We start from the raw sequence: 234 nt of genomic DNA, 5'->3' as shown, positions 1-234 counted from the left end.
GTGCCTCGTAGACGGCCCGCACATAGGCGTCGTCTTCCGGCGCCGGCAAGGCCTGGCGGTCCAGCTTGCCGTTCGGCGTCAGCGGTAACTGCTCCAGCGCCACGAATGCCGCCGGTACCATGTAGGCTGGCAACGATTGCGCCAGGGCGGCGCGCACGGCGGCCACGTCGAGTTCATCAGTCTTGGGTACCAGGTAGGCCACCAAGCGTTTGTCACCCGGGGCATCCTCACGTG

Annotated in this window: 1 protein-coding gene; it reads right to left on the bottom strand. The window is 67.1% G+C overall.

The features are described 5' to 3' along the window. Window positions 1-234: AMP-binding enzyme (locus EZI54_RS24260; protein ID WP_131484371.1), on the bottom strand; the 234-nt coding region annotated here is incomplete at both ends.

This window comes from Marinobacter halodurans (assembly GCF_004327985.1).
In the GTDB taxonomy this organism is placed as follows: Bacteria; Pseudomonadota; Gammaproteobacteria; order Pseudomonadales; family Oleiphilaceae; genus Marinobacter_A; species Marinobacter_A halodurans.
The sequence above is the reverse complement of the archived record's forward strand: the minus strand, read 5'-3'. Positions and strand labels throughout refer to the sequence as shown.